The following is a 24,275-nucleotide window of genomic DNA, read 5'->3' as shown; positions in this document are numbered from 1 at the left end:
GCGGGAACGGTGGGACCTGGCCACTGGCAACGGCTCTCTTGGGCTCGCGTAATTTGATAGTAGGGGTCGACTCTGCAGCGCGCAGTTGCCATGCAGGTTGGCCGGGCAGGTGCGCGGCCAGCTAGACTTCAACAATCGGTCATGAGCAGGCGTTTGCAGGAGGGCCGGTTCGGAGCGGCTCAGTCGATGAGTTGGGCCAAGCTGCTCAATCCTGAGTTCGAAATAGATCTGATGCACCGCCCGTACTGCGGAGAAGGGTTGAAGACATCGAGGAGATTCTGGAGCAACCGGTGATCAAGAAACTGCTCGCCCACTTGGATCGGCAGGCCCGAGCGCCATCACGAACACCTGCCCGCGCGCCAAACCGTCAGGCTGCGACGAACATCGTCGCGACACCCCAGATGATCAGCAGCAAGCCGGCGCCGCGGCCGATCCAATGTCCGGCGGGGCTGAGTTTTTCAACCATCACGAACAGCGCGATGCCGGCAATCCAGGCCAGGTTCATCACACCGCCGACAAACAGCAGCAGCATCAGCATCCAGCAACAGCCGACACAGACTGTGCCATGGCGCAGACCCATCGCGAATGCGCCGCGCGTACCCGGGCGCCATTGGGTCATGACGAAGTCGAGCGGCGAGCGGCAATGGCGTAGGCAAGCCTGCTTCAGCGGAGTCCACTGATACAGCCCAGCGGCGATCAACACCACACCGGCGAGTACGCGGCTGCTGGTCTGCATCATCGGCGACAGCAGCGCAGCTTGCTCGAGCGCGTATTGCAGCGTCGTCGCCGCCAGGCTGAAGGCAACCCAAGTGGTGAGGTAACCCGCCGCGACGGCGCCCGAGGCTGCGGCCGGTTCGCCGCGTTCGCCCTGGCGCCGCGCCAGCGTTGCATGCAGCAGGAGCATCGGCGCGGCGCTGGGCAGCATCATCGCGGCCATCATCACAGCCCACATCGCCAGCACAAGCAGTGCATGGCCTGGCGTCCACGGCCCGCTGCTCATCGGCATCAACATGTCGCCCATTTCCTCCATCATCCCGGCACCCATGAGCAGGTAGGCCCAAGACAAGGAGATCACGAACAGGAGGCAGCCGACGACGAGGGCGCGCTCGCGACGCAGCGCCCCTTCGATCAGTGTGCCTGCCGTCACGATGGCGCCTGTTCCATGCGCGAGCGTCAGGCGACCACGCCCTGCGGCGTCTGCACCACATGGGCCAGCGTGCTGTGCCCGCCCCTGGTCTCGAACTTAATGGCGCCATCGCTGCGGATGTTGGAAGAAGCCACCTCGCCGACGCGGTGCTCGAAGCCTTCGGGCATCACGATCTGGATGCGGTGGTCGGCGCCCGTTACCGGATTCTTGATCGGCTCAACCTCGGTTTCGAGCACGCCGGGGATCACGAGGCGCGCTTTCCGCGCGGCCTCGTCGAACTCAAGCGTGATCGGCGCGAAGATCGGCTCGTGCATCTTGGTCACGATCAAGCTGCAAATGTGGAACAGCGTGCCTTCGGCTGAATTCTGCCCCGACATGATGTTGAACAGCGCCTCGCGCTGTGCCGGACTGGCGCGCTCATCGATGATCGGCTGCAGCTGGCCGTTGCCTTCGTGCAGCGGGCCCGGGAAGGACACGACAGCGAAGAAGGTCACGCCGTCCATGCTCGTGTTCTCAAAGTGTCCCTTGATGATGCGCATGCCCAAGAAACCCATGCAATGACCCTGTGTCGGCCGGGCGTTGAAGTCGCATGGGCAGCCGTAAGCACAAGTGCAGTTCTTCAGCCATTCGCCTTCGAGGCGCCAGTTTGCGTGTGCCATGTCTCGTCTCCTTGAAGTTGGGTCGTCACGATGTCAGCAGGGAGCCGGGGCCGACGACATACCCCAGCGTTTCAACCCACGCAACCGTCCTGCGTGAAGCGCACCGCCGCAACGGCGCCATACTTGTCCGCGTAGCTCGCCAGCAGGTCGTCGTCACGCCACCACCAGCGCCGGGCGTTGGTCATCAACCCACGCTTGAACTCGATGCCATGCGGCAGGTCTTCGGTCGGGCGGATGACTGTGCCATCGGGGTAGCTCAGCAATTCGCTTTCGGCCGCACCGTAGCTGTCGATGTCCACGCGCCCGCGGCCGTCGTTCAGCTCGAACTCGATCGCAGCGCGCTTGGCCGGCAGCCAGGTGGTTACCAGCTCGGCGCCGAAGAGGACAAAGATGCCGCCGCCGGCCTTGCCCATGCCGATCTGCTCGAGGGCCTGCTGCTGCGCCGCCGTGGCGCGACTGTCGACATACGCGCAGGCTGTTCCATGGCCCTCTTCGACCCGGCCCGGGAACTTGTAAAACAGGGCAAACCTCGCGCCATCTAGTGAGACGTCGCCGAAGCGGCCCTGGTTGATGGCCCAGGCCCCCCAGCCCATGCACCGACCCTCCGTCGGTCGGGCGTTGAAGTTGCAAGGGCAACCCCAGTCGCAATTGCAAGCGGTGAAATAGTCAGCCTCAAAGTTCCATTCCAGCATGGCTCCTCCTCGCTGCTCGGCAGCCCGGGGGTTATCCCAGGTCGGTCTCGCGCGATGTCCATGGTAGTCCCTCGCCGGGCGAACATCAATCCCGCTGAGCACATCCCCCGCCGCCGACTCCTCGAGACGAGTGCAGCGGACACGACCTTGACCACGCGGGCCAGCGGCGTACGCGTTATCACGTTTGGGTTGCCGCATCTGCATACCGCGGTGGTCGGCGTAGTCCATTGAAATTTGTACAGCAGCTGATTTCACGGAGCCGAGCTCGGATCGGCCTGTCGTAGGGCGCCTCGGTGACGTCCCGCAAGAACGGCTGCTTCGCCCCGACCAATCCGGGCCGGTGAATGTCGCCGATGGGCCGAGGCTGTCTGAAAACACTTACTCAAAGTGCATCCCAAAAATAAAAATCGACCACCCCATTTGCAGTGAGGGGACCCATGAAATGATTCATCGAAGGCGCAGACCGACACCAAGTCACGTTGTTGCCAGAGTGCCTTGATGACTACGTCGACGAAGACAAGCCGGTACGCTTCGTCGATGCTTTCGTCAATGAACTCGATCTCGGCGCTCTTGACTTTGAGGGCGCAGATCACTCCTCCACTGGCCGAACTGGTTATCAACCGGCAGTTCTTTTCAAGCTCTACATCTAAGGCTACTTCAATCGCATCCAGTCCAGCCGCCGGCTGGAGCGCGAGACCCAGCTAAAAGTCGAACACATGTGGCTGATCGAATGCGTCGATGGCATGGTGGTGAGCTGGACGCTTGGTACCCGACCGGATTCCGAGTTGGTGAACACGATGCTCCATGCGGACATTGACATGGTGCAATCGTGCGACAGCAAGCCGATCATTCACTCCTACCGTGATGCCCATTACCGCTGACTGGCCCGGCTTGACCGGATGCACAGTACAAACCTGACACGGTCGATTTCGCGCAAGGGGTGCTCACCGGACAACGCGGCCTGCGAAGGATTCTTTAGACGCCTGAAGAATGAGATGTTCTACCCGCGGGATTGGAAGTCGACCACCATCGAGGTGTTCATCCGAGCGGTGCACGAGTACATCCTCTGATACAACGAAAAACGGATCAAGATATCGTTGGCCCCCTCAGCCCCATCGAATACCGCGAAAGTCTGGGCTTAATCAACTAAAACCAGTTCAAGAATTACGCTGCACCCGCAGTGGGTCAGTTTTCAACGGAAGCCAACATGTTATGCAACGTAAAGCAGAGGCAGTAATAAACAAGAAACCAACTCTTATGCGATGGCTAACAAACTGGTGTCACACGGAGAAACTGCAGCGGACTGAGACTGCGAGCAAGCAGCACTGTATGCATTGGAACCATGTGATCTGGGGCTTTGACGCCGGCAATGTGCGAAGCACCACGTTGGCCTGAATCAAAGTAGACAGCAGTTACGACATAGGAGAGAAAAAGCACCGATTGCTCAGCGAGCATGAAGTAATGGGAATAAAGATCTGACAGTGGTTGACAAAGCCCGCAATGTACAAAGCATCCAGAGTGCGTGTAAGCAATCGAGGCGTTAACCAGTAAATACCATCAGGAACAACGACTAAAGCGGCCGAGTGATTACATCAATGTTAAAAGTCATTATTTTAGAGTTTTATTTTTTAACTCTTCCAAATCGGCGCAAATTCTGACTTGACGCATCCGCAATAAAGGCGCTAATACCCTCCATTTTAATATCACTCAATACCGTATTCAAAGCTTCTTGATCAGTTTCAAATTCACCATCCCACACTGTCGTGTTGTGATTTTCGTCAATCACCTCAACAGTCCAGCCTGTATTCGGTAATCTGTAAATTCGAATGACAACACTACGAGAGTTCCATGTACAAGTCTGATTTAAAGCCGAGTAAATTAGTTTGTTTTCGTCTTGCATGGCAGAAAATGATGTCATGATCCGTTAATCGTGACAAATTGACGTTAATTTAATCTTTCGTGAATTGAATTTATATCAAATCGAATTGATGAGAACTCCAGTCAAACTTATAGTGGGCGAGGCATATATTCATCCCCATAAAGCTCGGAGAGCCGTGTAAGGTCTTTCACATCACAGCGAAATAAACGACCGTCCTTCATCTCGTGCAACCCGAGTTTTTGGAGTTTGAACATAGTTTTGTTGGTGTGAACAAGAAACAAACCCAACGCATCAGCAATGTGCTGCGGCGTCAGCGGTCAAACCAACCCACTTTTGCCAGTGTCGCATTGAAACGCAGCTGCGAGCAAAAAGCCTGTACCAAAGCTATTCGTTCACTTGCTGTCCGCTGTCTTACATACAAGAGCATATCGTCAACCAATGATTCTTCATGTACCGAAAGCCAAGCCGCAATGAAACCCATAGCGGGTGAGCGACGGCGGATGTAGGGAATACTCCTTGCATAACATTGCCGAAGAAAGTACTTTGTCGGTCCAGTCTTGCGGAATCAGGATGGGCTCAAGAATGGTGGCATTCATATTCACGACAGCCAGGAGTCACCTTAAATCAACAAAGTGGATTAGAGAAATTTGTCATGGATACAAGAAAGACACCAAGCAAACAATGAATTTGAGCTGGTTAATGCCGTTTAGACTGACTACTTGATGACCATCAGATTCACTATGAGTGAACCTGAATACAAAGATTACACCTCACAGCACAGCCCACCATCACCAACGCTTGGTATTATCAGCCTCGCAGATTGTAAAGGTCCGTAAATGAGCTTGTATCCAGACGATGAATTGATGGAGCTGATAGATCGTGTCGCCCTGCGTGACGAGTGCGCGCTCAAAGCCCTCTACGACCTGACCTCGTCCAAGCTCTATGGTCTGTCCATGCGCGTGGTCGGCAAGAACGAATGGGCCGAAGACGCACTGCAGGAAACCTTTTTGCAGGTCTGGCGCAGCGCCGGCGACTACCGTGCCTCGCTCAGTCCGCCAATGGCCTGGCTGGGCCTAATTGTTCGGAGCCGCTCGCTCGACTGTTTGCGCCTGCGCAGCGCCGAGCGCAGCCACCTCACCGACGAGTTCGATGACGCGATGTCCGACTCCATCGAAGGCAATTCGCCCAATCCGATGGACACCACCCTCGCCAGCCAACAGGCCTGGGCGCTGCACCAGTGCCTGGCCAAGCTGGAGAGCCGCCAGCGCGAGGTGGTGAGCCTGGCTTATCTGCGCGACCTCAGCCACAACGAACTGGCCGAACAACTCAGCCTGCCCCTGGGCACCGTGAAGACCTGGATCCGCCGCGGGCTGGACCAGCTGCGCACCTGCATGGGTCGCTTTGCCTGAGTATCGACACTGCGTTCTCCCAACTATCCCAAGCGTAAGTCCTGACGGAGTATCGGATCGCCATTTGCGGTGCACGATCGCTAGGACATGGCGTCCAGAGCATCGTTGGACAAAATGGTCGAAGCGGCCAGTGTGCAGGTGTCTTTATTATCTTCGAGTGTTGTCGAATGATAACGCAAGATTCAATTTCGGTTTGATAGTTCTTGTACGACCAAGTCGCGCAATCCACCCAAGATGGCCGTGTCCATCCGATCAAATATTCTCGGGGTCTTGTCCATGATACACAAGGTACCAACGTTCAATCCATTAGGTAACCGCAACAAAGCACCAGCGTAAAATCTGACACACGGCTCACCAAGAACAACAGACATTGCGTTAAAGCGACGATCTTCCAACGCATTTCGTACAATCAGTGTTTCCACCATCGACACAGCATGACTGCAAAATGACTCCTGGCGAGCACCCTCGCTGAAACGGACACCAACGGTTGATTTATACCAAACTCTTTCTTGATCAACCAACGAGATCAGTACGATGGGCACATCAAATTCGCTTGCTGCGAATGCTGTAATTCGATCAAATCTTTCTTCGCGCGGTGTGTTCAGAAGTAATAAATCGTGCAATGTCTGTATGCGTAAATTTTCATTCACAGCATGAAGATCGAAATGCATTGGACTCCGTAATTTATTCTTGTGATGTAAACAACATGCTGCAACGAGAATATTCCTCAGATCTTTCGCCGACCAACACCTGTAGAGACACCGTTTAGGTCAGTTGGCTTCTCGGGATCGCAAACGCGTCTCATGCGCGGGCCAAACCGGTCTTGAACACCGCCACCGAACCCACCAGCTGCAGCGCCTGTTGTTTGAGGCTGTCGGCCGCCGCGGCGCTTTCCTCCACCAGCGCGGCGTTCTGCTGCGTGCCCTGGTCCATGCGTGTGATCGCCTGGCCGACCTGCTCGACGCCCGAGCTCTGCTCGGAACTCGCCGCGCTGATCTCGCCCACGATGTCGCTCACGCGGCGGATCGAGGCCACCACTTCCTGCATGGTGGTACCGGCCTGGTCCACCAGGGCAGAGCCCTGCTCGACACGGGCCACGCTGGCGCCGATCAGGCCCTTGATTTCCTTGGCCGCTTCGGCGCTGCGTTTTGCCAAGCTGCGTACTTCGGCGGCCACCACCGCAAAGCCACGGCCTTGTTCACCCGCACGCGCCGCTTCCACCGCCGCGTTGAGCGCCAGGATGTTGGTCTGGAACGCGATGCCGTCGATGACACCGATGATGTCGCTGATCTTGCGGCTGCTCTCATTGATGCCCTTCATGGTCTGCACCACGCGGCCCACCACCTCGCCACCCTGGATCGCCACGCTGGAGGCGCTCTGGGCCAGTTGGCTGGCCTGGCGCGCGTTGTCGGCGTTGTGGCGCACGGTGGTGCCCAGCTGCTCCATGGTCGCGGCGGTCTGCTGCAGCTCGCTGGCCTGCTGTTCGGTGCGGGCCGAGAGGTCCTGGTTGCCCGCAGCGATCTCACCACTGGCGTGCGACACGTAATCGGAGCTGCGGCGCACATCGGTCACGGCCTTGGACAAACCTTGCTGCATGGCCTGCAACCAGGCGAGCAAGCTGTCGGTGTCGCCCTTGCGCAGATGGATCGGCGTCGTCAGATCGCCCTCTGCCACGGCCCTGGCAATGCTCACCGCGGTGCGCGGCTCGCCCCCGAGCTGGCGCAGCATGTTGCGGGTGATCATCAACGTCAGACTGATGCCGACCACCAGCGACAGACCAATCAGACCCATCACCGCAAACCGTGCCTGGTCGTACACCGTAGTCACCAGCGTGGCGGAGGCCTCGCCGCCGTCGTAGTTGTACTTGAGAAGCGCCGTGAGGTTCGTGATCACCTCATCAAATGCCATGCTGGACAGGCCATCGGCAATGTCGGCGGCGTCCTGCTGGAGTTTGTCGCGACCGAGCTTGATGACCTTCTCGTTGGCCTGCAGGTAGGCGGCCCACGCGGTGGTCAACTTCGTGTTCAGTGCCGTCTCTTCATCACCCGACACGCGGCCCTGATAACCGGTAAACAAGGCCTGCAGAGACTTGCCGGACTCCTTCATTTTGTCTTCGTACTCGGCGTGGTAACTGGTGTCCCCGGTGCGGCTGTGCTTGATCTCGAACTCCCGAAATTCAACCGCGAGCGCGCGGGCGTCCGACAGGGCGCCCACGCCCTTGAGCCATTTCTGGGACAGCGCGATGGCTTCGCCATCCACGCTCTTCAGACCCACCAAAGCGGTGGCGCCGAGCGCAGCCGTCAACACCAGGATGGACGCAAACGCGCCGAAGAGCTGCTGGGCGACCGTCAGTCGACGGAGCCAGCCAAAGGGATGGGGAAGTTTTTTCATCGCGCCACCGCCATCACTTCTTGTGACCGATGTAGCTGGCGCCGATCACCTTGCCGCCTGCGTCCTTGATGGGGTTGTAGCAAGCATCAAAGGCGGTGCCGAGCACGTCGATGGGACCGCAGAACTGCTGGCCCTTGCTGACGGATTCGTAGGCGGCGTTGCGCGCGAGCTGGGTGCCCACGCCGCGCTTGCCTTCGGGCGTGAGCACGTTGGTGCTGACGCGCACAAATTCGTCGCCCTCTTTCACGAAGACGGTGGCGGTGGCCTGGTGGCTCTTGCGGATGCCGTCGACCACGTCGAAGTTGTTGTTGATCTTGCGCTCGCCGAAGAACAGGGCTGGCACGGTTTTGCCGGCGACGGTGTCTGTGCCTTCAACGCGCGGAGCGCCGATTTTGCCCAGGCGACCGTCGAGGTCGGCGATGGTGGCCTTGGGGTCGTTGGCGTGGGCAAAGGAGGCAGAGACAGCCAGCGTGGCCAGCATGAGGACGCGATTCAGTTTCATGAGAACTCCAGCAAGGATGGGTTGAAGGTCGACCTTTCGATGGCCGTGAGATGTATATCGACGACCAGCCTTCAAACTTGACACGAGTCGCGTGATTGATCCCACACCTGGCCGCGGTGGTGCCAACTATTCCTTCACGTTCTCTCTGGCTGAGTAAAGAAGAACGCTGCAGTCAAGCGGATCTGAAGGGACCATTCACACCCTTATTTTTACGAGATCTTGGATTCGGGGGATGTGACAAGCTTTATTGCCCAGAACCCAGATGCTGGGCAACCTTCTTCAGAAGCAAATCGCGATTGAAGGGTTTAGCAATGAAGTCCACTGCGCCAGCCTTTCTGCTATCCACGATCACCTGCTTTGCAGTCTGACCGGTGAGCATGATCACAGGGATGTCCAAATTAAACTGGCCACCCCTGATCTCGCGCATCAGAAGAATTCCATTCGAGTCAGGAAGTAGAAAATCCATCAGGATGAGGTCTGGCCTGTTCGTTATCAAGAAACGCTGGGCGTCCATCGCTGTGCCCACCGCCTCGACCTCATAGTGCGCGCTAACAAGCAACTGCTTGAGCAGACGACGCATGTACTCATCGTCATCCACCACAAGCAATTGTGGTCGGCTCACTTTTGCGTGCTTCACCAGATCACGCGTTGCCTTCAAGGGTTCGGCCAATTCACTCGTGATGGTGTCCACCCACTCTCGCAAAGGCTGCGTTGCTTGCACCATGTCTTCTAGCGTAGGGATCAACGACTCACGCTGCAGTACGCCAAAAGCCTGCTCCACCCGCGAGGCGTCCCGCACGGTTAAAGCGCTATCAAGTCCGGTAGACAAGATTCTTTCAGACAGGCCGCCCATGGCTCGATTGACCGAGGCCTGAGCCTGGCGTGCAGTGGATTGCGCGTTTTGAGCGTGGATGCGTCCAACTTTGACCTGCTGCGCCAGCTGTTCCTCCAGCGCTTCAGCGCGGCGAGCCAGCGTAGCCAATTCCGACAGCGGTGCCAACGCGAGTTCTTGGTCAAGTGCTTCAAGCGCCAGATGCACTGACATTGCCAGACGCTTGGCGTCGTGGACGAGGGGCCAAAACAGCACGTAATCGTCAAAGACATCCTCAAGGCAGAGATCGAATGCGCGGCGAACGCTTTCTTTATCGCAGAGCAACAGCGTGCGGTGCATGAGCGACTGGATCACATCACTACGTCGATACAAGCCAAGGTAGAAGCGTTCGCAAGCTTCTACCGACTTGAAGGCCAGCACCAGCACTTGCGGCCTCACCCTGTCAAACACCGCATCCGACTTCATCGGATCTGTCGTTGCTTCAACGTGTGGGTAACGATCGCGCAGCATGCTGCAGACCTGTTCCCCGTCTACCGCGTTGTCGCCAACAACAAGGATGCGGGCTTCTCTGTGGCTCATTGGGTGTCCTTGTGGGCCCAAATGCCAGTATCCGAATACTGTTCAACGGATTGCTCGGTAAGACGGGTCATCAAGTGTGCTAACGCGTCTTCCATCAGGGCCAAATGCCCGTGCATCTGGTTAGCCACACCGGTGGGAGCCGCGCGCTCAATACGTTCGCAGCAGGCACCCAGAGAGACAGCCCCGATCGCACGCGAGGACGATTTGAGGCGATGTGCCAGATCGGCCATCCCCACAAAGTCACCTCGACTCGCAGCGCGGCGCATTTCGTCCATAGTGCTCAGGGCGGACAGCACGAAACGCTGTCGAAAATCGGCCAGCAAGTCCGGGTCGTCACCCACCAGCCGCGCTAGAGCTTGGTCGTCGTAAGCACAAAGTCCCAGCTCGACGCTGAACACATCTACTTCCTCGCAATCTACATGCTCCAGAGAATCCAGTCTGGTCATTTCCTCTGGAGGAAGCCATCGCTTGAGCATCTCACCAAGCTGTTCCGTTTGCACGGGTTTGCTCAGGTAGTCATCCATACCGGCAGCACGGCATCGGTCAATCTCGCCGATCAAGGCGTTGGCAGATAGGGCTACGATGGGCATGCGCAGCCCGCCTATCTCTTCACCCCGGATAGTTGCAGCCAGCGTATAGCCATCAATGCCCGGCATGTGCAGATCGGTCAGCAACATGGCGTGACGCTGTGTGGCTCGGCCGGCACGCCATCGTGTCAGCGCATCGAGGCCGTTATCGACCATCTCCACCGCCACGCCCAACAAAGCGAGTTGGTGACCAATCACTTTTTGGTTGATCTCGTTGTCTTCTGCCACCAGCAGCAACGGACCACCCGCAAGAGCGAAGCGCGGCCCAACTGGCATTGTTGCAGTCATCGGCTTGTCGTTTTCGATCTGTTTTGGTGCCAGTGCCAGCTCGAATGGCAGAGTCACTTTGAAGCAGGAACCCTGGCCCTCCAAGCTCTCAGCTTCTATCCAGCCACCCATCATGCTGGTCAAGCGTTTACAGATGGACAAACCCAGTCCGGTGCCTCCAAAACGACGCGTGGTAGTGCCCTCGGCCTGCACGAAAGGTTTGAAGATACGCTTCAGTGCCTCCGGGGGCATGCCAATACCATTGTCGATAACGCTCAGTTCCAGATGCCCGGGCAGCTCAGGTCCGCACAGCTGGACCCGGAGTTCCACACGGCCCGCGCGCCCAGTATCGGTCGAGAACTTGATCGCGTTGCCCAGCAGGTTGTAGAGAATCTGACGCACCCGACCGTTATCGCTCTGAATCCAGTCCGGCACACCTTCCCCGACGTTCGCATGCAATGCGATCGAGCAAGACGCAGCCGTGGCGCGTAAGGCATCGCACACGCTGTCACTGAGCCTTTCGAGGGAGACTGGCTCGCGTTTCAACGTCGCATGGCCAGCTTCGATCTTTGAAAAATCCAGGATGTCGTCAATGATGTTCAACAGGGCTTGTGCTGATTCGCCAACGGTATCCACCAGGTCTCGTTGATAGGGTGAGAGCTCCGAACGCTGGAGCAGATCGACACTTCCCACGACGCCGTTCATGGGTGTGCGGATCTCATGGCTCATTGTTGCGAGGAACGAACTCTTGGCTTCACTGGCAGCCTCGGCTGCGCGGCGTGCTTCCACTAACGCCACGGTTCGCTGCTCCACCAAATCTTCCAGATGATATTGGTGACGCTCCAATTCCTCGGAGAGGCGCCGTCTCTCCGTCACGTCGAGCATCAGCGCCAGATACTGGGTCACCTGGCCCTTGGCGTCGCGGATCGGTGTGATGGTCGCATCTTCTACGTATTCTTCGCCGTTCTTTCGGCGGTTGAAAAGTAGACCGCGCCAAGGCTTGCCAGCCAATAGCCGATCCCACATCTGGTCGTAGGTTTCTCTTGGCGTCTTACCTGATTGCAGCAGACGCGGGTTGCGCCCCAATAATTCGCACATTGTGTAGCCCGAACTTGAGAGGGCTGCAGCGTTGACGTACTCGATGTTGCCATCCAGATCAGTGATCACCACGCTTTGCGCGCTCTGCTCCACCGCCATCGACAACAAACGAACCTCCTGTTCCTGTGCATGGCGATGTGTGATGTCGCGCATGATCACAACGAAGCGCTGCTGGTCCAGCACACGGACACTAACCTCCGCCATGAGGCTGCTCCCATCGCGCCGAAGCACTTGCCAATCAGCCCACGGCTCTGTGCCCTTGAGCACATGCCTGACGGTTCGGGCAAGGCGCGCGTGTTCGCTGGCCGGCAGCAATTCGTGAAGAAGCATGTGCCGCAGGTTGTCAGCGCTGTATCCCAGCATTCTGGCGGTCGAGCGGTTGGCGTCAATCACGCGGTAGTTGCGGTCAAGTAGCAGCATGCCGTCGCCCATCTGGTCGAAGAGATGACGGCGGTCGGCGTCAACGCGCTGAAGCCGCATGGCGATCTGCTGGCTGCGCAGCCAATGTTCGGCCGATCGCGCCAAGTCTCTCAGCAGAGCGCGTTGCTCCAGTGTGAGTTCGCGCGGTTGGTGATCAATTACGCACAGTGTTCCCATAGCGTGACCGTCCACCATCAGTGGTACTCCAGCGTAGAAAATCACCCTGGGTTCACCGGTCACCAGCGGGTTATCTGCAAACCGTTCGTCTTCCTCGGAATTGCAGACCTCGAACAGGTCGTCTTGGAGAATCGCGTGGGCGCAGAACGCCAACTCGCGCGGAGTTTGCTGCGCGGCGAGTCCCTCGCGCGCCTTGAACCACTGGCGGTTTTCATCGACGAGGCTGACCAACGAAATCGGACACCCTATCAGTTGGGCTGCAGCGCGCACCAGACCGTCAAGCACAGGGTCGGCAGGCGTGTCCAGCACGTCCAGGGCGTCTAGAGTGGTGAGCCGAAGGGCTTCATCGGGTCTTAAAGTTGCGGATTGCATAGTGACTCTTGAGCAAGGTTGACGATAGGGTGTGTCCAGGCACGACGGGCTACCTGCGCAACACCTGTGGCGAACTTTAAAAAGTCCCCAGTTCGGTGTCTGTCAGGAGTTCTTGACGCCTAACAAGGGCTGACACGGTCGCCCGGGCTGTTGCGGCAGTGCTTAACGAACGGTCGCAAGGGTCGACTACAAAACGACGAAAGCTCACCCCGTGGCACGAGGCCATGCTTCTGCTCTTGAGCGATAGCTACACAGGGTAGCGCTCCCTTCAGGGCCCTGAACCGCCCCGGCCGGGGCGGTTCTCCCTGTGTAGTTGTACCTGCCTTGTGTTGATTGACGACCTGCACTTCGACGCGCACCAGCCAAGCGTGCGGGCGTGTTCTTGTCAGTTGGAGGCGGCTCTGAGCTCGGGTTCCGAGCGCACCGGGTCTGCCGCGCCAGGGGCGACTCGATGCGCGACGCGGGTATCCTGGACAAGGACATGCTCGACGTGGAGCGCAACACGACCACAGAGGAAGGCGACACCGTGGTGGTCGTGGTAGACAACGAGCCCATGGTCAAGACCCTCTTCATCGATTGCGAGTAAGGTGGCTGGCAGCTCCAGCTCGCCAACCCGACCTACACCGTCATTCAGGCGCCGTCGTCCCTGGGGGTTCTGGGCGTCGTGAAGGGCGTGTTCCGCCGGTTCGACCGTTGAGCGGCCTTATGCGAGGTACCTCCACATGCTCCGCACTCATGGCAGCCAGCAGCTTCAGCGCAAAGGCAAAGCTGAATTTCAACTCCACAGGTTCGCCAACGCCCGGTCAAGCCATGCCTCAAAGTGACAACGCAGAAGCCGATTTCGCTTCCGTTGAATACCACCGCTCAACCCTGTGGACTCAGTGCGACTGAAGACGAGTACGTAATGTCGAGATAGCGCTGCTGCGCAGTTGGCACACGCGCGACTCGGTGACGCCCAGATCCAAGGCTATCTCGCGCAGCTTGCGATCGTTTACGTAGCATTCCACCATCACATATTGTTCGCGCTGAGGCAGATCGCCAATGGCCTCAACCAGCGCCGTGCGCCGACGCTGGCTCTCGATCTGACTGAGAGGATCGGCCTGCCAGTCGCCACAGGCACTGTCCAGCAGCGACTCGCTCTCATCGTCGAGCGAATCTATGTCCTCAAGATGCACGAACTCCATGGAGTGCACCTTCCCCATGAGGGCTTGATACTCCTGAATGTCCATATGCAGTTCGCTGGCGACTTCTTGCGCTGCCGGCTGGCGCAGCAAGCGTTGTTGAAGCCGCTGTACCGCCCCATCAATCTCGCGACGGCTCCTACGAGCGCCCCGAGACATCCAGTCGCACTCGCGCAATTCGTCGATCATTGCGCCCCGGATTCGGGGCATGGCGAATTTCTCCAGCTCGCCTACCTCTGGAACGCAGCGGTCCATGGCGTCGCACAAGCCAATCATGCCGGCTTGAATCAAATCATCCACCTCCACAGAAGCTGGAAGCCTTGAGACCATGTGATAAGCAGCTCGGTGCACTATTGAGCTGTACTTGCGGAGCTGCGCTTCGCGATGCTGCAGGGTGGTGTTCAGGGCCATGGGATTCTCCAGTTGGACCAGACCTTCACCGGGGGGGGGACAGATCGTGCATCCATTGCATGCCTCAAGCGCGAGGCCATGGTTGAACTTTATGGAAGCGCGGCGAAGGTGTCTGTCGGGAGTTCTCGACGCGTCAAGTTGAATGGGCCAGCTGCGTCTGCAAGCGGCAGGTCACCCTCAACAATCAGGGATGTCAGCAACGGCTTCACCTCCAAAAAGGATCGCCTTCATGGTTGCTCGCGATGTGCTGCACTTGGGGGTTGCACAAACCGACGCACGCTCGTTCAGCCATGTGGTCGAAGGCTGTACCCATGCTTTGCTCCTAGAAATGTTCGGCGACGGCATTCCAGACCGTCCAATGTCGACGGGCAGCTCGAGTCATGACCCGCTTGGGCAGAGGTGGGCGTGCCCCGAGAGTGCCCCGTCGGTTGCGTTTCAATGGCACACTTCAAGGATGTTTGTTAGTGACGTTTAGATGGATCAATCTGCTCCTATGAGCCGCTGCTACTTACTCGATGACCACGCACTGCTGCGCGATGGTTTGCGCTTGGTGTTGGAAAAAAATGGCCATCAAGTTGTTGGTGAGGGGGGCGATCTCACACGTGGCAGTGTGGAGATCAGAGTGCTGGAGCCTGAAATCGTGGTACTCGATCTTCACCTGAACGGACGCTCAGGCCTGGAGCTGCTGGAAGAGCTGCGGAAGCGCCGATCAACCACCCGTGCAATCGTTCTCACCATGTCTGCACAGCCGCGCAACGTGGCTGAATGCATGCGCCAGGGCGCCAGCGGATATTTGCTCAAGGGTGGTCCCAACCAGGAGCTGCTGCTGGCCCTTCGACAGGTGCTAGCCGGAAAAACATTCCTGGGTGAAGGTGTGTCTGACCTCATGGCGGCAGCGCCGCCCGAGGGCGATGGCGTAGCCTCGTTGTCGGCGCGGGAACGCCAGATTGTTGTCCTGGTGGCACAGGGCCAATCCAGCACTGAGATTGGCCGATTGTTGCACCTATCGCCCAAGACTGTGGATACATACAGAAGCCGACTCATGGCCAAATTGGGAACCCCCGATCTTGCAGCGCTCGTGCGTTACGCGTTGACCAAAGGCATGATCGAGCCCGAAGGTTCGTAAACTCTAGGCGCAGCTGTACTGTCGCAAAGCGCCGCATTGCTCGTATTGGATGTTCCGCAAAACAGCCGTCGGCGTCTCCTCTGACATGGTCTTGGGTAGTCGATACAGTAATTATTAAAAATCTGTTCGCCTCGGGCGGACTTGTCTAGCCTGGAGTCCGAACTGTGTTCAAGTCTCCCCCGTACGCCAACAACCGCGTGACCTCCAGCGGAGTCGTTTCGACTGCGTTCACCCGCCCTCCAACGGTGGTACTGGTCTGCGAAGACATTCTGCGTCTCAAGAGCCTTCGCAAGGCCGTGACCGCGCTGAACATTTGTTGCTACATTGAATGTTTCCCCGCATTCGGAGACGCGGTGTTGCGCGCAATCATTCAAGAACCGCATTGCCTGCTCGTCGATGCCAATCCAAATTCGATGCTTGGCTCCACCATGCGGAGGTTCATCGCGCACAGCCTTCCTCGGTGCACCCCGCTTTGGGTAGATGACGCTCAGAACCCAGACCTTTCAGAGCTACGTCTGGCACTGGTCCGCTTGTCTGATCAGATGCAGTAGCGTTTGCAACGACGTTGTATTCATCCTGCGTTTCAGCATTGCCCTCCAAGAGCTGCATCGTTTAGCAGACGCGTTCCGACCGCTCGCGGAGTGCAAACCCATTCCGACCCGCAGTGAACAGCCTGAAACTGTGTTTGCCGTCCCTGTAAGGATCGAGATCTGCCCACGGCAAGAACGGGCTGTACTTCTTGATCCAGAGTTGACCCTCTTTGTCGATCTGGCCCTGTCGGACTCTAGCCAGCCCCAACATCCCCATAAAAGAGCACCAATCTCCGCAGCTTGAGAGCCTAAGCCAGTTGCAAGGTGACAGTGATGGTCGCACCTTCGCCTGGGGCTCCGCTGGCCACCACCTGACCACCGTGCCGTTCGACGATACGCTTGACGTTGGCCAGACCCATGCCCGCACCCGAGAATTCACTTCGCGAGTGCAGCCGCTGGAAGGGGCGGAATAACAGCTCGGCATGCTGTGGATCAAAGCCTACGCCGTTGTCACTTACAACAACATCCACATGACTCTCCCCACGCGGGTGTGCCACGACGGACACCCTGGTTTGCGGCTTGGGCGCGCTGTATTTGATAGCGTTGTCAAGGAGGTTCAGGAACACCTGAAACAGCAACCCCTCATGGCCAAGCACGGACGGCAATGGGCCGATTTCTAGATAGAAACGCTCAGGAGGAAGATTCGGTGCTGCTGCCTCTATGCAGCGCGTCAACAATGGCTCCAACGGCAGCGGCACCAATCTCAGGTGGCCATGTCCCAGGCGCGCGAAATCCAGCAAGTCACTCACCATGCGCAGTGACTGGTCGCCCGAACGTACTGCGCGGTCCAGCAGTTCCTGCAGGTCGGTTTCCAAGTCGGCTCCTATCTCTTCGCGCAAGAACGCCACGATGCCGCGTACGTTGTTGATTGGGCCGCGCAGGTCGTGCGCCAGTCGAGCAGCAAATGCATCCAGATCCTGATTCACAGTCGTCAGTTCTGCGTTTCGCTTCAGCAAAGTGGCCTGCAGTGCGCGGTTCGCGCGTTGCAGTTTTTGTACCTTGAGCGCGCGGACCACCACCGCCTCCAGCGCGGAAAGTGCGAAAGGTTTCTGCAAGTAATCGACGGCACCGCCACGCATTGCCTGCACTGCTGAATCGACCGACGCATGACCGGTCATCAAGACAGCCGACAGATCGGGATGTCGGGCCTGTGCTTGGCCGATCAGCTCAATCCCGTCCATTTGCGGAAGTTGTAGATCAGCGAGGAGCAGATCGATTTGCGAAAGCGCGGGGTGATCGAGAGCTTGAGCGGGCGTGGCGCATGTCTCGACCTCATACCCACGCATGCGCAGAAACGTCTGCAGCGTGCGCACAAGAAGGTCTTCATCGTCGACGATGAGCAGGCGCGGCGTAGATTTATTGTCGATATCGTCGTGCTCGACCATGTTTTGATTCCGTGATAAAAGTTAGCGTCTGCTGGAAGCACAATGCGGACCAACACAAGAATACCCTGTGTGATACCGATGGAAGACTCTAAACCTCTGCGTGTGCTCTGCATCGAAGATGATCCCGACGACCTGGTGCTGGTGCGGCTGGCGGCGCGGCGTTTTGCCAAGCCATTGCAGTGGCAGTGCACCGACAATGCTTTAGGCGTGACAACCGCACTCGCGCAGGGGGTGGATATCGTCCTGAGTGACTACCACTTGGGCGGTTACTCGCCACTCAGGGCAATCGCCGAGATCACCGCGCGAGGCTTGGACATTCCCCTGATTGTGGTGAGCAACGCGGTAGGTGAAGGTGCCGCGGTGGAGGTCTTGCGAGCTGGCGCGGCCGACTATGTGAGCAAAGATCGTCTTGCCACTTTGCCGATGGTGATCACTCGGGTACTCGAAGCGCGCGACCAGCGCGAAAGACAGCGCCGTCTGCTGGCTGACAACCGAGCGGTAGCCCAGCGCCTGAAGTCGCTCGCCGCCGAGCTGGTGCAAGCCCAAGAGAATGAGCGCCGCCACTTGGCAGATTCCCTGCATGACAGTTTGGGCCAGACGCTAACGGCCCTGCAGTTGCACATGCAAGCCGCTGATGCGGCCGATAGCACCGACGAGGCCCGATCACTGCGGGAGAAGTCTTATGGCATTCTGCGCGATGCGATTTCGCAGATGCGCACCTTGTCTTTTGCCGTGCGCCCTGCACAACTGGATGATCAGGGACTGGTCGTCACTGTTCAGTCTTTGGCAGAGGTCATGCTGGCGCCGGCTGGCGTGGACTTTGAGTTACAGACCCATGGGGTAGAGCGCAAGCGCGGCGGTGTTCAATCTGCTTTGGGTTTCCGTGTCGTGCAGGAGGCTGTGACCAACGCCATGCGCCATGCTCGACCTCAGCGCATGGTGGTTCGTCTTCGTTTCCGTGATCCTGGTTCCCTTGAGGTAATGGTCGCTGACGATGGCGTCGGCTTCGACACTCGCCGCCCCCATGAGCGGACCGCCATCGGGCGTGGCCTGAGCACCATGGGCGAGCGCTGCGAACTCACTGGAGGGAGCCTTCGGGTGCGTAGCCAGCCGGGCCGAGGTACGGTGCTGCGAGCGTGTCTGGGAGAGATTCGATGATGAATCGGGAGCGCTCCACCTGCGCTGCCCGGCACATCGGTAGACGCATCTGGATACCGCCTCTCGCTTTTGCGCTGCTGGCGCTCACCTTTGCCTTCGACCTGAGCACCCCGCAAGGCTTTGCTCACGGCATTCTCTATCTGCCCGTGGTTCTTATTGCTTTGCTGGGGCGAAATTCAGGTGTGCTGGTTGCCATCACCTTGACTGCTCTTGTGCTGGTGCCCGTGGCAGGCTGGCTGTCGCCGCCGCCACCGGCGGGCTTCCCGCTGCACCTGCTGGTGGCCAATCGGGTAGCGGCCATGCTTGCGCTGCTGCTGGCGATGGCAGTTGGACTCTTCACACTGCGCCTTCAGCGCCGTCTGGTGGCTGTGCATGAGAAAGCCCAGGGTCAGGCAGACCTGCTCGAGATTGCCGGTGCATTGGGGCAGCTGGGCGGTTGGTCGTATGACCTGCGCACCATGCGCGTTGAGTGGTCTGCCGAGGTGGCGCGGTTGCACGGCCGCCCGCCCGGTCACCAGCCTGACGTGGAAGAGGGTCTGTCCTATTACTTAGAGGCCGACCGTCCGCGTATCGAAACGATGTTCAATGCCTGCCTGCAAACAGGCGTGCCTTTTGACGACGAGTTCCAACTGAGAGCCTTTGATGGGCCGGTGCGTTGGGTTCGGGTGGCGGCACGCGCGCAGCGCGACATGCGTGGGAAGATCATTCGCCTGCATGGCGCGATTCAAGACGTGAGCGCGCACAAGCAAACCCAGCGCCAACTCGCCGAGAGTGCGCAGAGTTGGCGCCGCCTCGCCGAGGCCATGCCTTTCATCGTATGGACCTCCAACGCCCAGGGGCACATTGACTACATCAGCCCCGCGATCACTGAGCTCAGTGGCGTGGCCCAGCGCGATGCGATGGGTGAAGGTTGGCTCGACTTGGTGCACCCCGATGACCGCAACAACGCGATCTCGGTCTGGACAGAGGCTCGGCAAAATAGCAATCGCTACGAGAACGTCTTTCGATTGCGTGCTCTCAACGGTCAGTACCGCTGGCATCTGGCGCGCTCCATCAAGCAACATTTTCATCCAGACCAGGAAGAAGCCTGGTGCGGGACTGCAGTTGACATACACGACCGCGTGGAGCTGGAGCGCCATGCGGTGGACGCGCGCAACCGATATGAGGCAGTTCTTGAAAGCACCAATGACGCGGTCTTGGCCCTGGATGCGCAAGGGCGCGTGACCGTGGTCAACGGCCGCGCCGCTCATCTTTTGCAACGCGACCGGCAAGACTTGATCGGGACCACGGTGTGGGACGAATTTCCACAAGGACGAGGTTCGGTTTTTCAGAGCGAGTACGAACGTTGCCGGCGCGAGCAGGTCACGGTGAGGTTCGAAGAATACTTCTCACCGCTGAACGCTTTGTTTGAGGTCACCGCATACCCCAGCCAAGACGGCGGCGTCACCATCTTTTTTCGCGACGTGACTGAACTGCGCCGCGTTGCTGAGCAAATGCGCCAACTCAGACGACTGGAAGCCATTGGCCAGCTCACTGGTGGGGTAGCGCACGACTTCAACAATCTGCTGACTGTGGTGATGGGGAATGCGGAAATGCTGCGCGACCGATCCGCCGAGGGGAGCATCGAACGCGAACTGGTTGACACCCTTGCTGAAGCGGCCGCGCGTGGCGCGGCCATGACTCAGCGCTTGCTGGCCTTCGCGCGCAAACAGGCCTTGTCGCCCCAACCAGTGGATGTGAACCGGCTGGTGAGTGAGATGGCGCCGCTGTTGCGCCGCGCTCTGGGAGAGCACATCCAGATCGAAGTGGTGCAAGGGCTGGATCTGTGGCCCGCGTTGGTGGATCCGGGTCAATTGGAGAACGCGCTGCTCAACCTGGCCATCAATGCACGCGACGCCATGCCCGGGGGTGGTCACTTGCTGATTGAGACCAATATCGGTCACCTCGATGCCACCTACGCAGAAAAAAACCCCGGCGCGCAAGTGGGAGACTACGTGGTGGTTACCGTCACGGATACCGGTATAGGCATGACGCGCGAAGTACAGCAGCGGCTGTTCGAGCCTTTTTTCACCACGAAGCCCAAAGGCCAGGGCACGGGGCTTGGTCTGCCCATGGTGCACGGATTTGTGAAGCAATCCAGTGGGCATGTGTCTGTGTACAGCGAACCCGGTGAGGGAACGGCCATGAAGATATACATCCCGCGCTCGCACGCCGCTCCTCCCGAGCCAGTCGCACCGGCTCGGGAGGAGGTTCCCCTGGGAAGGGGCGAGCTGGTGCTTCTTGTGGAAGACGACGATCTGGTGCGTCACTTTGCCAGCGCTCAGCTTCACTCCCTTGGGTACCGCACATTGGTAGCGGCCAACGGACCGGCAGCACTGGAACTGTTCAAGCAACATCCCGACATCGATCTGTTGTTCACGGATGTGGTGATGCCTGGTGGCATGAGCGGACGCGACCTGGCCGATAACATCCAGGCTTCTCGGCCTGATCTGCCTGTGCTCTACACATCGGGCTATACCGACAACGCCATCGTTCACCAAGGCCGGCTGGACGCTGGCGTGATGCTGCTGAACAAACCCTACCGGCGGGGAGAGCTTGCCCATCGCGTGCGTCAAGCGCTTTCACCAGACCGCGACAAGTGATCTTTCTTCACAGGCTCAATGCCGAGCCGTTTCAAGCGCTTTCCGAACAGCCGCCATCAACGCGCTTCGCGTAAATGGTTTTCTTAAAAGCGCAATCTCATCTGACGCCTGAGGAGGATGCCCCATTTCCTCTGGAACGAACCCGCTCATCAACAAGCGCGCAACGTTTGGCGCTGTACTGTGAACTTCATACATCAGCTGGGAGCCAGTAATCCCACCTGGCATGACCACATCTGAAATGATCAAGTCCAGGTCGGGCGTTTGGGCAATTATCCGAAGCGCTTCCCGCGCAGAGCCCGCCACGCTGACATGGGCGCCTTCTTCGCTAAGAATGTTAGCCGTCTGTTTCAGGATGAGTTCGTTGTCATCCACAAGGAGCACTTTGAGTGCATGGATCGACGTTGAGATGTGGATCGTGGCTACAGTCCGGTCAGAGGGGGCAAGGGGCGAGTCCTGAACTGCGGGAAAGCGCAATGTGAATGAGGCTCCCTGCCCCTGCACGCTGTTGACCGTCACATCCCCCGCAGCCTGATTCATCAGACCCTTGACCATCGCAAGGCCGAGACCCGTGCCGTGTCCGATGGCCTTCGTTGTGAAGTACGGATCAAAAATTCGATGAACAATGTCGTGTGAGATACCACTGCCGGTGTCGCGGGCGGTAAGAACGACAAATCCCTTCTCGACATCGTAGAGCGTGGTGAGGGTGAACCGCCCTATGCCATCCATTGCGTCGCGGGCGTTCGCTGCCAGGTTCAAAATGATGGTGGTGAGTTGCGTGGGGTCGAATGCACACAAGGGCAACTCAGTGGCCAGGTCGAGAAACAATTCATGGGAGCCCAGCAAGCTTTCAAGCAACTCGCGCGACTCGACCACGACATCGTTGATCTGTATCGTACGGCGTTGTTGTACTTGTCGACGCGAATACGCCAGCAGCTGGTTGGTCAAGGCGGCGCCACGATGAGCCGACTTGATTGCATTTTCAATGAATGGGCCGATACCTGCGTCCTTCGTCACATTCATCTCGATCAGCTCGATGCTGTTGAGGATAACAGTGAGCAAGTTATTGAAATCGTGTGCGATCCCACCCGTCAGTAGCGACATTGCCTCATAACGCGCTTGCTCAATTCGTTCTTGCTCCATTCGCTTGCGTTTCGAAATGTCGCGCATGAGCGAGACAGATCGAGTCTGCGAGTTGGGCAATTCGATCAGCCGAGAGGAAATTTCCACCAACAACGGACTTCCGTCCTTGCGCCGGCAGGTCATCTCCCCGACGAAAAGTTTGTCCTGGCTGCGTGTTCGAACCGCCTCAATCAACGACGCATCATCCGGAAAGAACAGGTGCTCACGCCGCATACCGACAAGATCGCTGAGTGGGTATCCCAACAGTTCACTGGCCTTGTGATTGGCCGCAGCGATGATCTCGACTTCTTGTGCCGCGCCCGAGTTGATGGTGTAGAAGGCAGCGTCATCAATATTGTCGAAAAGAAAGCGGTAAAGCTGCTCATTGCTGGTGAGCTCAGCGCGGACTTCGTCAACTTCGTGTGCGTGGGATTGCAGCACGCCAAACACCCGGCTTGCTCTCTCTGCGAGAGATCTTACGAAGTCCAAATGGCTTGCGTGTGGCACTAATCGATGGGGCACCAGTTGCAACCATCCCGCTGGCCGGCCGTGCTGATCCAGTAGAGCCATCAAGACCCCTTGTTTGGCGCATGACTCCTGCCCCAGCCCAGAATTGGGCAGCTCAAACCGCTGGACTTGTTTTTTGAGCTGCAGGTTGTACGGCAGGATGTCTCGAAGTGCTTGCCTGTCGCAGGGTTCCACTCGAATGGTCCAGAGAACGTCGGTCGCAGCGCCCGTGTGAGGGTCAGCGCCGTACAGTGCACCTACGCAAATATCCATCTCGTTCCCGCTCAGTACCGCCTTCAATGAATTGGCGACAGCGAACAAAGGATCTGAAACGGTATCGGGCACAGAAAGCGCCAAGCTCTCGCTACGACGCCGGGAGACAACCTCGGCGGTTTTATCGGTGGCCACGGACATGACCCCCAACACGTGTCCACGCTCGTCCGACAGAGGGCTGTAGCAGAAATCGAACCAGCACTCCTCTGGATCGACATGTTTAACGAGCGCCAGCATGGTGTTTTCAAACCACATTGCCTCTCGACTGGTGCAGACTTGGTTCAGGGCCGGCTCCAGGAACGGCCAAATTTCAGGCCAGCTTTCTCGCGCGGCACGTCCGAAGCAGGTCGGATGCTTGTCACCGTAGATGGCGTTGTATGCCTCGTTGTAGATCTGGATGTATTCGTCGCCCCAAGCAGTGCAGATCGGGAACTCGGAATCCATGATGGCGGTGATGACCGCGTTCATGCTCACCGGCCAGAGTGCTCTCGGCCCTAGCGAAGTCTGGCTCCAGTCGATACGGGTGAGCAATTGTTTGTTGTTAGACATGGTGAGGAACAAGATTTGATGGGCCCGGGTTGGATCTCACTGTCCACAGCCATTAACGATGCTCCAGAGGATGTGCAGTTTAGAAAGGTACTGCCCGCTCTCCGTGTCCGGTCGAGTATTTGCCAGAGAGTATGCGCCCGTGCCAGGTCCGCGATGACTGCGTCGCTCTCCGAACAAAAGGATAGTTGGGCACATGCAGTGAAGCGCACACGGGCACTGGGTTCTCCGTGAACGGGATGATGCGGATAATGAATGCCACAGGCAAGCCGTCGAAACAAACGCGCAGCGCGTTGCCCCGTGGTGGGGTGCGGCGCTCCAGTGCG

Annotated in this window: 18 protein-coding genes and 2 pseudogenes; 8 read left to right on the top strand and 12 right to left on the bottom strand. The window is 58.3% G+C overall.

Translation table 11 applies throughout. The annotated features are described in order from the left end of the window. Window positions 1-367: 367 nt before the first annotated feature. From IV113_RS11320 to IV113_RS11310, 3 genes are all read right to left on the bottom strand, one after another. Window positions 368-1,147 carry a DUF2182 domain-containing protein gene (locus IV113_RS11320; RefSeq protein WP_363318607.1) on the bottom strand — a complete coding sequence of 260 codons (780 nt, stop codon included), beginning with the start codon at window positions 1,145-1,147 and terminating at the stop codon, window positions 368-370. A 26-nt stretch (window positions 1,148-1,173) separates the two neighbouring features. Next, window positions 1,174-1,806, bottom strand: a complete 633-nt coding sequence (locus IV113_RS11315; protein WP_291084638.1) for a DUF1326 domain-containing protein — start codon at window positions 1,804-1,806, stop codon at window positions 1,174-1,176. A 71-nt stretch (window positions 1,807-1,877) separates the two neighbouring features. Further along, window positions 1,878-2,498: a DUF1326 domain-containing protein gene (locus IV113_RS11310; protein WP_291084635.1), complete on the bottom strand. Its 621-nt coding sequence runs from the start codon at window positions 2,496-2,498 to the stop codon at window positions 1,878-1,880. 449 nt (window positions 2,499-2,947) lie between these two features. On the opposite strand from IV113_RS11310, the pseudogene IV113_RS11305 reads away from it, so the two are divergent. Then, a pseudogene (locus tag IV113_RS11305) lies at window positions 2,948-3,223 on the top strand (transposase); the annotation flags it as partial. Then, window positions 3,215-3,648 (top strand): annotated as a pseudogene (locus IV113_RS11300) (IS3 family transposase); the annotation flags it as partial. The pseudogenes IV113_RS11305 and IV113_RS11300, both read left to right, overlap by 9 nt. Window positions 3,649-4,119: 471 nt before the next feature. Here the strand turns inward: IV113_RS11300 and IV113_RS11295 are convergent. Further along, complete coding sequence (locus tag IV113_RS11295; protein WP_291084632.1) at window positions 4,120-4,416, bottom strand: hypothetical protein; 297 nt, start codon at window positions 4,414-4,416, stop codon at window positions 4,120-4,122. 797 nt (window positions 4,417-5,213) lie between these two features. On the opposite strand from IV113_RS11295, the gene IV113_RS11290 reads away from it, so the two are divergent. After that, window positions 5,214-5,786 carry a sigma-70 family RNA polymerase sigma factor gene (locus IV113_RS11290; RefSeq protein WP_291084629.1) on the top strand — a complete coding sequence of 191 codons (573 nt, stop codon included), beginning with the start codon at window positions 5,214-5,216 and terminating at the stop codon, window positions 5,784-5,786. Window positions 5,787-5,968: 182 nt separating this feature from the next. Here IV113_RS11290 and IV113_RS11285 read toward each other — a convergent pair whose 3' ends face one another. From IV113_RS11285 to IV113_RS11265, 5 genes are all read right to left on the bottom strand, one after another. Next, complete coding sequence (locus tag IV113_RS11285) at window positions 5,969-6,457, bottom strand: GAF domain-containing protein (RefSeq protein WP_291084626.1); 489 nt, start codon at window positions 6,455-6,457, stop codon at window positions 5,969-5,971. A 130-nt stretch (window positions 6,458-6,587) separates the two neighbouring features. After that, window positions 6,588-8,177, bottom strand: a complete 1,590-nt coding sequence (locus IV113_RS11280) for a methyl-accepting chemotaxis protein (RefSeq protein WP_291084623.1) — start codon at window positions 8,175-8,177, stop codon at window positions 6,588-6,590. A 13-nt stretch (window positions 8,178-8,190) separates the two neighbouring features. Then, entirely contained in the window at window positions 8,191-8,679 is a 489-nt protein-coding gene (locus IV113_RS11275) for a Cache 3/Cache 2 fusion domain-containing protein (RefSeq protein ID WP_291084620.1), read from the bottom strand. A 244-nt stretch (window positions 8,680-8,923) separates the two neighbouring features. Continuing rightward, window positions 8,924-10,090, bottom strand: a complete 1,167-nt coding sequence (locus tag IV113_RS11270; RefSeq protein ID WP_291084617.1) for a response regulator — start codon at window positions 10,088-10,090, stop codon at window positions 8,924-8,926. Further along, window positions 10,087-13,011, bottom strand: coding sequence for a PAS domain S-box protein (locus IV113_RS11265; RefSeq protein WP_291084614.1), 2,925 nt, complete (start codon window positions 13,009-13,011; stop codon window positions 10,087-10,089). Before IV113_RS11265 ends, IV113_RS11270 begins: the two co-directional genes overlap by 4 nt. A gap of 376 nt (window positions 13,012-13,387) precedes the next feature. Here IV113_RS11265 and IV113_RS11260 point away from each other — a divergent pair, with 376 nt between their 5' ends. Then, window positions 13,388-13,597 carry a S24 family peptidase gene (locus IV113_RS11260; protein ID WP_291084610.1) on the top strand — a complete coding sequence of 70 codons (210 nt, stop codon included), beginning with the start codon at window positions 13,388-13,390 and terminating at the stop codon, window positions 13,595-13,597. Between the two features lie 292 nt (window positions 13,598-13,889). Here the strand turns inward: IV113_RS11260 and IV113_RS11255 are convergent, their stop codons facing one another. Next, window positions 13,890-14,603, bottom strand: a complete 714-nt coding sequence (locus IV113_RS11255) for a FliA/WhiG family RNA polymerase sigma factor (protein WP_291084607.1) — start codon at window positions 14,601-14,603, stop codon at window positions 13,890-13,892. A gap of 475 nt (window positions 14,604-15,078) precedes the next feature. Here IV113_RS11255 and IV113_RS11250 point away from each other — a divergent pair, with 475 nt between their 5' ends. Together IV113_RS11250 and IV113_RS11245 are read left to right on the top strand one after the other, a co-directional pair. After that, the gene (locus tag IV113_RS11250; protein ID WP_291084604.1) at window positions 15,079-15,729 is read left to right on the top strand and encodes a response regulator transcription factor; all 651 of its coding nucleotides are present in this window, start codon (window positions 15,079-15,081) and stop codon (window positions 15,727-15,729) included. A gap of 164 nt (window positions 15,730-15,893) precedes the next feature. After that, on the top strand, window positions 15,894-16,280 hold the full coding sequence (locus tag IV113_RS11245; protein ID WP_291084601.1) for a hypothetical protein: 387 nt from the start codon (window positions 15,894-15,896) through the stop codon (window positions 16,278-16,280). A 287-nt stretch (window positions 16,281-16,567) separates the two neighbouring features. Here the strand turns inward: IV113_RS11245 and IV113_RS11240 are convergent, their stop codons facing one another. Continuing rightward, window positions 16,568-17,704 carry an ATP-binding protein gene (locus IV113_RS11240; protein WP_291084598.1) on the bottom strand — a complete coding sequence of 379 codons (1,137 nt, stop codon included), beginning with the start codon at window positions 17,702-17,704 and terminating at the stop codon, window positions 16,568-16,570. A gap of 78 nt (window positions 17,705-17,782) precedes the next feature. On the opposite strand from IV113_RS11240, the gene IV113_RS11235 reads away from it, so the two are divergent. Together IV113_RS11235 and IV113_RS11230 are read left to right on the top strand one after the other, a co-directional pair. Beyond that, entirely contained in the window at window positions 17,783-18,862 is a 1,080-nt protein-coding gene (locus IV113_RS11235) for a sensor histidine kinase (RefSeq protein WP_291084595.1), read from the top strand. Beyond that, on the top strand, window positions 18,859-21,504 hold the full coding sequence (locus IV113_RS11230) for a PAS domain S-box protein (protein WP_291084592.1): 2,646 nt from the start codon (window positions 18,859-18,861) through the stop codon (window positions 21,502-21,504). Before IV113_RS11235 ends, IV113_RS11230 begins: the two co-directional genes overlap by 4 nt. A 15-nt stretch (window positions 21,505-21,519) precedes the next feature. On the opposite strand, the gene IV113_RS11225 is transcribed toward IV113_RS11230, so the two are convergent. Next, entirely contained in the window at window positions 21,520-23,952 is a 2,433-nt protein-coding gene (locus IV113_RS11225; protein WP_291084589.1) for an ATP-binding protein, read from the bottom strand. Between the last annotated feature and the right edge of the window lie 323 nt (window positions 23,953-24,275).

Origin of the sequence: Hydrogenophaga sp. (assembly GCF_018780385.1) — a bacterium.
Classification (GTDB): Bacteria; Pseudomonadota; Gammaproteobacteria; order Burkholderiales; family Burkholderiaceae_C; genus Hydrogenophaga.
The sequence above is the reverse complement of the archived record's forward strand: the minus strand, read 5'-3'. Positions and strand labels throughout refer to the sequence as shown.